The organism is Parvimonas sp. D9 (assembly GCF_035282565.1).
Taxonomy (GTDB): domain Bacteria; phylum Bacillota; class Clostridia; order Tissierellales; family Peptoniphilaceae; genus Parvimonas; species Parvimonas micra.
On the sequence record NZ_JAYKBM010000010.1, the window covers coordinates 21,193 to 29,178 of the forward strand.

General features: G+C 29.4%; 8 protein-coding genes. 7 read left to right on the plus strand and 1 reads right to left on the minus strand.

Features of this window, described 5'->3' with window-relative positions:
* Nucleotides 1–4: 4 nt before the first annotated feature.
* Genes VJI94_RS07410 through VJI94_RS07440 form a run of 7 tightly spaced genes read left to right on the plus strand, consistent with a single transcriptional unit; the run spans nucleotide 5 to nucleotide 7,047 of the window.
* On the plus strand, nucleotides 5–721 hold the full coding sequence (locus tag VJI94_RS07410; protein WP_324008883.1) for a distal tail protein Dit: 717 nt from the start codon (nucleotides 5–7) through the stop codon (nucleotides 719–721).
* On the plus strand, nucleotides 721–3,141 hold the full coding sequence (locus tag VJI94_RS07415) for a phage tail spike protein (protein WP_324008884.1): 2,421 nt from the start codon (nucleotides 721–723) through the stop codon (nucleotides 3,139–3,141). Before VJI94_RS07410 ends, VJI94_RS07415 begins: the two co-directional genes overlap by 1 nt.
* Nucleotides 3,142–3,144: 3 nt before the next feature.
* Nucleotides 3,145–4,884: a hypothetical protein gene (locus VJI94_RS07420; RefSeq protein ID WP_324008885.1), complete on the plus strand. Its 1,740-nt coding sequence runs from the start codon at nucleotides 3,145–3,147 to the stop codon at nucleotides 4,882–4,884.
* Nucleotides 4,885–4,888: 4 nt separating this feature from the next.
* Nucleotides 4,889–5,446, plus strand: coding sequence for a hypothetical protein (locus VJI94_RS07425; protein WP_324008886.1), 558 nt, complete (start codon nucleotides 4,889–4,891; stop codon nucleotides 5,444–5,446).
* A gap of 38 nt (nucleotides 5,447–5,484) precedes the next feature.
* Nucleotides 5,485–5,817, plus strand: coding sequence for a hypothetical protein (locus tag VJI94_RS07430; protein ID WP_324008887.1), 333 nt, complete (start codon nucleotides 5,485–5,487; stop codon nucleotides 5,815–5,817).
* A gap of 20 nt (nucleotides 5,818–5,837) precedes the next feature.
* Nucleotides 5,838–6,050, plus strand: coding sequence for a holin (locus tag VJI94_RS07435; RefSeq protein ID WP_324008888.1), 213 nt, complete (start codon nucleotides 5,838–5,840; stop codon nucleotides 6,048–6,050).
* Nucleotides 6,051–6,108: 58 nt separating this feature from the next.
* Nucleotides 6,109–7,047 (plus strand): N-acetylmuramoyl-L-alanine amidase family protein, encoded by a 939-nt coding sequence (locus tag VJI94_RS07440; protein ID WP_324008889.1) that lies wholly within the window; start codon nucleotides 6,109–6,111, stop codon nucleotides 7,045–7,047.
* A 25-nt stretch (nucleotides 7,048–7,072) separates the two neighbouring features.
* Here the strand turns inward: VJI94_RS07440 and VJI94_RS07445 are convergent, their stop codons facing one another.
* Nucleotides 7,073–7,540 (minus strand): hypothetical protein, encoded by a 468-nt coding sequence (locus tag VJI94_RS07445; protein WP_324008890.1) that lies wholly within the window; start codon nucleotides 7,538–7,540, stop codon nucleotides 7,073–7,075.
* Nucleotides 7,541–7,986: the final 446 nt, after the last annotated feature.

Here is a 7,986-nt window from a genome sequence, read left to right on the forward strand (position 1 = left end):
TAGTATGGGATATAAATTACTTTTTAATAATATAAACTTAGATGATACAATAGCAGACTATACTACAATTGATGTTAAAGGAAGAGGGCTTTTTGTAAGGAATATCAATTCAATATCAATCTCCGGAAGAGACGGAGAATATATAACAGAAAGCAAATATCCTGGAAGAAAAGTAATAGTTGATTTTCTTATAAACTCTAAAAATCATTTAGAATTTTTTAAAACAATGCAAAAGTTAAATAATAGCATAAATTCTGATAAAGATGTTATTTTTAAAGTAACAGATGAAGAGGGATATAGACTAGGTAGAGTTACAGAAGTTACAGATCCTGCACTTAATAAAGGTGTAGGGTCTTTTACTATATTCTGTCAGAACCCTTTTGTTTTTGGCGATAAATTAACAGTAGATAAGACAATAAAATCAAAATACAGTCTTGATGTTAAAATAGAAAACATAACTGCAAAAATAACAAATGGAACAAATAAAGTTATTTTAAGAAATGAAACTAAAGGAACAAAAATTATTCTAAATGGGAATTTTACTAAGGATGATATTTTAGAAATATCAAAAGAAAAAATTTTTTTGAATAAAAAAGATATTAAATCATATTTAGACTTTGTAGAAAGTGATTATCACGATTTTAAACTTTTTGATAATAATGTTGTAACAATAACAAATGCAACTAACTTAAAAATAGAGTACAGGGAAAGGTGGTATTAATGAAATCAGGAATATTTTTATTTAACAATAAACAAGAATTAATAGACACTATTTCTCCGGAAGACTTAACAGAAAACATCCAAGAAATTGAATTAAATGGACTTATAACAGCTACTGCAATTACAAAATATAATAAGGAAATTGAAAAAGCAGAATATTTTGGAGTTAAAGAATTAAATAATTTTTGGCTTTATAAAATCAGAAAAAATATTAAAGAAAATGGAATGATAACTCTACAAGGTATTCATATAATATTTGATGACCTAAAAGGTCAAGTCTTAAGAGATATAAGACCTACAAAGGTTACTGCTGCAGAGGCATTTAATAAAATTTTAGAAAATAGCACTTGGAAGGTTGGAGTTAGTAAAGCAACAACAACTTCAAGTGCTAATTTTTATTATAAATCTGTACTATCTTCTTTTTTAGAAGCATTAAAAAAATGGGATTGTGAATTTATACCGCATATAGAATTTAAAGATGGAAAAATCCTTTCAAAGACTATAAATCTATATGACAAAATATCAAATGACAACGGAAAATGGTTTGAATATGGAGATGAACTTTTAACAGTTGTTGCTGAAACTGATAAGGACATTTATACAGCTTATATTGGACTTGGCAAAGGGGAGCAGACCGAAAAAGGTTATGGAAGAAAAATAAAGTTTGATGGTGTCATTTGGGAAAAATCAAAAGGAAAACCGGTTGATAAACCGATCGGACAGGATTTTGTCGAAATAAAAGAAGCTACTAAACTTTGGGGCTATCCTGATGGAACACCAAAAGTAGGGATTGTAGAATTTTCTGATGTAGAAGATAGAGAAGAACTTTTAAATAAAACTTATCTATATGCAAAAGAAAACTGCAGACCTAAATTACAGCTAAAATCAACAGTTATATCTCAAGGACTAGTTGAAATTGGGGAAACTTGTACAATTATTAGAAATGATCTAAATATTAGATATAAAACAAGAATATTTAAAATCAAAAAGAATTTTTTAAACTCGGATTTGATAAGTTTTGAGTTTGGAGATAAGGTTGTTTTATCTGCATCTGATAGAATAAAAAATGATAACGAAAAAGAAGAAAAAAAACAACAAGAATTAGAAAGTAGAATGGAAAGCTTTCTAAAAAATATTACAAATTTCTATTTCAATGAAGATGGATATAACTATGAACTAAAAGCAAATAATGAATATAAATTACCTGCAGGTTACTATTCATTTGATAAACCCATAGAAAACAGTCCTACAAAGGTTGTATATATGGGAGCTGGAAAAATCCTAATTGCAGACAGTAAAAACCCTAATGGCGAGTGGAAATGGCGAACAGCTATAACTCCAAAAGGAATAGCTGGAGAAGAAATAGTTGCAAATTCTATAACGGCAAATAAACTCTCTGCTGATGTTGGGCAGAGTTTAGACTTAAGTTCAAATGAGAGTATAAATAATATTGTAAAAAAATCAGTAACAAGCGAAATGTCAAAAGTAAAGGTTGGGGCAAGAAACTTGCTACCAAACAGCTACTTTTTTGACAAATCAAAATGGCATACTTTCGGAGCAAAAAGTATAGAGTACAATAAACTAAATGATATTGAAGAGTGGGGCGACTGCGAAAGTATAAAATTTGTTGAAAGAAATACAGATGTAAATAGTAACATACTAGCTTTTTATCTTTTTGACAATTTAAAATTACAAAACAAAGACTATGTTTTTAGTTTCGATTGCATAAACTTTTCAGATTTTGATTTAAAATTCTTTTTAAATGAATATACTGCAGAAGTAAAAGAAACAGTAAAAAGTAAAGAGCAAAAAAGAGTTGTTTTAAAAGCAAAAGATGTAAAAAAACTTCTAGTTGAAGTTTTAGAAAATAATCAAGAACCTGTATTTTCAATTAAAAAACTCAAAATTGAAGAGGGAACAATTGCAACAACATGGGTTCCTGCTCTTGAAGATACAGAAAAGGAAAATGAAAAATTAAAACAAGAAATTTTAAATCTAACTACTACTAACTCAGAATTAGCAAAGCAACTTAATAATTTAGAACTTAACAACTTACAATTAAAAGAATTCATAAAGTCAAGCATAAAGCAAACTAAAGAGTCTATAACTTTTGATTTTGAAAAGTTTAAACAACTTTATCAGAATGACAAAAGTGTTTTCGAAGGAAAGTTTGATGATATATCAAGCTATATCCGTTTTGACATCGACGGAATGGAAATGGGGAAAAAAGATGGAGAATTTAAAATGAGATTATCCTCTAAAAAACAATCTTTCTTTATGAAAGAAAAAGAAGTTGCATATTTTTCAAACGAAGAGTTGTATATAACAGATGCAAGAATTTTAAGAAGTATAAGAATAGGGAATTTCGCTTTTGTGCCTCGTGAAAACGGAAATCTTTCTTTTAGAAAGGTGGTGGAGTAGTATATGGCACTTTCAGGAAGTTTTTCAGGAAGTTATAGAGGATACACCCTTAGAACTGAATGGGAAGCTACACAAAACATTAACGAGAATTATAGTGACTTAGATATAACTCTATATTTAATTTGTGATAGTGGATATAATCTATATATAGGTCAAAGAACACATACTGTAAATATTGCTGGTACTGACTACAGTATTACGTCGCCAAGCATAAGTACAAGTGGTGGAAGTTCAATCACTCTTGGTAGCATAAGTAAAAGATTATATCATAATAATGACGGTACTTTAGATGTATGGCTGTCAAGTTATTGCGACTTGAAAGCTAGGATAAGAGGAACTTATGTGAGTGGTTTTAGTGGTGGCTCTGATACGATAGAACTTGACAAGATACCAAGAATGTCAACAGTAAGCGATAACATGATAGGTTCAAGATATTTAAACACACTACATATAATTCATATTGATAAACAATTATCGGGGAATGTAACCCATACTGTATGGTATGTAATTCGCGGAGATAAAGGAAGCAGTGGTTGGTACTATATTGCACAAAATACAAGTAACTTAGACTTAACTTTTGTACCTACTGACAAGCATATAGACTTACAACCAAATTCTTCAATAATTTTTATGGATATCGGGATTAATACTTTTAAAGACGGAGTTCAAATTGGTGAGACAACTTATAATGTAGGTTGGAAAATGAAAGTTCCGGATGAATTTTCTCCAACAATAGATTCAATAGATATTTTAGAAGTTAATCCAAAAATTAAAGCATTAGGAGTGTATGTTCAAAATCATAGCAAGCTCAAAGTCAATACTAAAACTACAAGCAAAGAGGGTGCTACTATAAAAAGTATTATAGTAACAGTTGATAAAAATTCTTATAGTGGCAGTAATATAACAACAAAAGAAATCACACAAAGTGGAAATATCGAAATAGATATTAAAGTTACTGATAGCAGAGGGAAGACTGCAAGTGAAAAAAGAACAATAAAAGTTGAACCCTATGATCCACCAAAAATTTTAAATTTTTCAGCAGATAGAACAGAAGCTGATGAAAAAGTTGTAAAGCTGATTTATAACTTCAAAATGTCAACAATTGCAAACAAAAACCCTTGCAATTGGAAAATAGATAGAAGACCACGTGGTTCTTCAACTTGGACAAATGTTATATCAGGAAATGAAAAAAATTTGAATTCAAACACATTAACTTATAATGTTTCAACAGATAGAGAATATGAATTTAGGTTAAGTATATCTGATTTTAATAGTTCAAATGAAAGTATAGCTTACGTATATACTATTTTTGTAATTTTAGATTTTCACGAATCAGGAACGGGTATCGCGGTCGGGAAAAGTTCTACAAAACCTAATTTTTTTGAAAATGATATAAAAATGGGATTCAATAAAGGAATAGAATTAGAAGGTTGTACTAAATTACATCTTTTTAACGAGACTAAACCTTATGATCATGAAAACGAATTGGAATATTTCAAAGATCCTTTCGGAATAGTACACCTACAAGGAATCGCAAAAGGGACAACTTCTGAATGGTTTGCAAGAATTACAAGAGAAGATTGCAAACCAAAGGCGGACGAAATAAGATCTGTACCGTGTACAGGTTTTAAAAGTGCAACTTTAAGAATAAGAAAAGATGGAAACATTTTAATTGAAAATCGTTCAGAAATAGAAACCAATTGGATTTCAATTGGTGGAATAAGTTTTAAAGCGAAGGAGTAAAATTATGAAATTAAAAGAGATAGAAAACAAATATGCAAAAATCGAAGTTGAAATTTTAAAAAAAGAAAAAGAAAGAGATAATTTAAGTATTGAGGTCGCAACACTTGAAGCACAAGTAAAAGTCAAAAACTCTAAATTTTTTGATTTAGATGAAGAAATTGCAGATTTAAGAGAAGAAAAAAGAAAGCTAGAAGTAGCAAGAGAAATTATACTAACACCCGCACAGCTTGACAATGCAAGTGAAACGGAAGAAGAAAAGCAAAAACAATACGATAGCTTTAAAGCTAATCATAAGTACATCAAAGGCGACAGGTTCAAAGAAAGTAACAGACTTTACGAAGTAGTTTACGACCACACATCAGATGAAAAGTTTAACAAGTTAGCTACAAACAAATATCAATTAATTGATGAAGATGGAAAACCAATCTTTAATTACTCTGTTTTAAAAACTTATAACAAATTTGAAAAATGTTTAAGTGATGACCATATTTACTCATCAAAAATTAATAAAAACGGAACTAGTCCAATTACTAATCCCGAAAATTGGATTAAAGTCGACTAATTATTCTTAAAAATAATTAAGAAAGGAGTGATAAAATTGTGGATTTGAAAACAGTATCAGTTAGCTTAAATTTGAATGTTATATCAATTTGTTTAAGCATAATTTGCAGCGGAATTGTAATAGCAAAAACTATAGCAAGACCTTTGAAAAAGCTATTAAAACTACAAGAAAAACAAACAAATGCAATACGCTGCTTGCTGCGAAAAGAAATTTTTGAAATTGTAAATAGAGCAGATGAACGTACTTTTATTTTTCAAGATGAAGTAGTTCAACTTCGAAAACTATTTATCAACTATAAAGAACTTGAAGGCAATGGGATAGTTGATAAAATGGTAGAAAGAACATTAGCATTGCCAACAAAAAACAGATAAAGAAAAAGGAGAGAAACATTATGAAAAAGAAATTTGATTTTAAAAGATGGATTAAGGCTGCAGGTATGAGAGCAATTAAAACTATGGCACAAACAGGAGCTGCACTAATTGGAACATCTACATTAATATCTGAAGTAAATGTGAAAGCAGTTATAAGTGCAGCAATTCTTGCAGGTATTCTTAGTTTGTTAACAAGCACTGTAGGTCTTCCTGAACTTTCAGAAGAAGAATAAATAATTAATTAGAGGGAGCATAATTGCTCCCTTTTAAAATTTTAAAAGGAGAAAAATTATGAAAATAGAAAGACTTATAGTTCCTGATAGTGTATCAAACAAAGTGAGCTTTGGAAGAGGTAATCCTAAAAATTATTTGACTATACACCAAACCGGAAACACTTCTGCTGGTGCAAATGCTATGGCACATCATAGGCTACAAGCTAGGTCAGGAGTTGGTTATGGGTGGCATTGGCAAGTTGATGATGAAATGGCAATTCAAACCCACGACCACGATTTTAAAATCTGGCATGCGGGAGACGGCAGAGGTAAAGGTAACACCGAAAGTATATCAATAGAAATTTGTGTAAATAGCGACGGAGACTATAACCAGTCGGTCGAAAACGGAGCAAAACTTGCTGCATTTTTGTTGAAAGAAGAAAATATAGATATTAGCAGAATGGTACAGCATAATCATTGGTCAGGTAAAGATTGCCCTCATGAAATAAGAATGGGCAAAGATGGTATTACTTGGTCGGTTTTTGTTGAAATGGTAAAAAAATACTTAAATGAAAATGAAAAACAAGGAGATGATGAAGAAGTGGAAGATGTTTCAATCAGAAAAGTTGTATTAAATGATAGGGCAATAGACAATTTACCGAATTTTTGTGCAGATAGAAATAACGTTGGAAATACTGTAAATTATATAGGCTTTGTAGTAACTTTAACCAAAAAATGGAATGATTACTATTACAGTCAATATCTCAATGGTTGGGTTCACGAAAGTGCATTTGAAGATATTATCGAATGTAATTTCAAAGCCGTTGTTAAAAATAAAGGATATTCTGTAGATAATCTTGCATGGACAAAAAGAGAAAATAAGTGGTATAAACATATTACAAGTAGTGATGAATTTTTAGGAAAAGAGTTTACTATTACAGCAAGAACACAAGAAGAGGGTGGCTACTATTATATTCATGAACTTGCAAAGTGGGTTGACAACAGAGCTTTTGAGTAAAGTAAAAGGGAGCAATTGAGCTCCCTTATTTTTTATTGTTAAAAAATTTTATTAAACTTTGTAACATTTCTTCGGTTATTGTGATATATAAACATTTAATTCCATCTTGATACTCCTCATTTGAAAAAATGTCCTTATCTGTACCATTTTCACATATAAAGTTCTCAATTTGTTCTTTTTCTTCTTCAGTAATTTCATCCCAATTAATACTAAAATCATATCTATCATCTTCAGTTAAATTACCTAAACGTCCATATTCCACATTTTTTAAAATACTTATTACATTATTCATATTTAAAAATTCCTTTCTTGTTTTGATTATATTTTCTAATTCTTCTAATTCTTTAATATTTGCAAGTTCATTTATGAATCTTTTACAAGATGACTTTGCAACTATTACTTTTCTTCTTTGTTTAGCTTGAAAATTATTTTCTAAGTATCTTTTGTCTGCTGCAAGTTGTTGTTCAATGTTTTTATATCCTTTTCTTTTCACAAAATCACTCCTTGACTTTAAATTTGTTCCTTGATATAATTAATTATAGAGAAGAGGGGGAACAAGTCCCTCATTCTCGGTTCATTTAGAAGATTTGTGGGTTGTTAGTTCATCAAGTCTTCTATTTTTTTAATCATTTCTTCTTTAGTTTCAGAATTTTTGATTATTTCGATTATCATTTTTAGTACAATTTTAAATTGCTCATTAGTCATTCCTTCCATGTTTTTCTCCTTTCTCTTGTCCTGATTTTTTATTTTTTTCACCATCCTTTCTTAACTGTATTAATTATAACATAGGTTTAAACTTTTGTCAACACTTTTTTAAAGTTTTTTTAATTGTTTCTTGACTTTTTAAAATTATTTCAATATATCCAAGTAGATTACATATAACATACAGATATATTTAAAATAGTAAAAAATGCATATTATAACATTCTCAAAGAGATA

What these genes read in the sequence shown, in the direction of transcription:
- VJI94_RS07410 (WP_324008883.1), top strand. Translation starts at nt 5, where the DNA reads ATGGGATATAAATTACTTTTTAATAATATAAACTTAGATGATACAATA.
- VJI94_RS07415 (WP_324008884.1), top strand. Translation starts at nt 721, where the DNA reads ATGAAATCAGGAATATTTTTATTTAACAATAAACAAGAATTAATAGAC.
- VJI94_RS07420 (WP_324008885.1), top strand. Translation starts at nt 3,145, where the DNA reads ATGGCACTTTCAGGAAGTTTTTCAGGAAGTTATAGAGGATACACCCTT.
- VJI94_RS07425 (WP_324008886.1), top strand. Translation starts at nt 4,889, where the DNA reads ATGAAATTAAAAGAGATAGAAAACAAATATGCAAAAATCGAAGTTGAA.
- VJI94_RS07435 (WP_324008888.1), top strand. Translation starts at nt 5,838, where the DNA reads ATGAAAAAGAAATTTGATTTTAAAAGATGGATTAAGGCTGCAGGTATG.
- VJI94_RS07440 (WP_324008889.1), top strand. Translation starts at nt 6,109, where the DNA reads ATGAAAATAGAAAGACTTATAGTTCCTGATAGTGTATCAAACAAAGTG.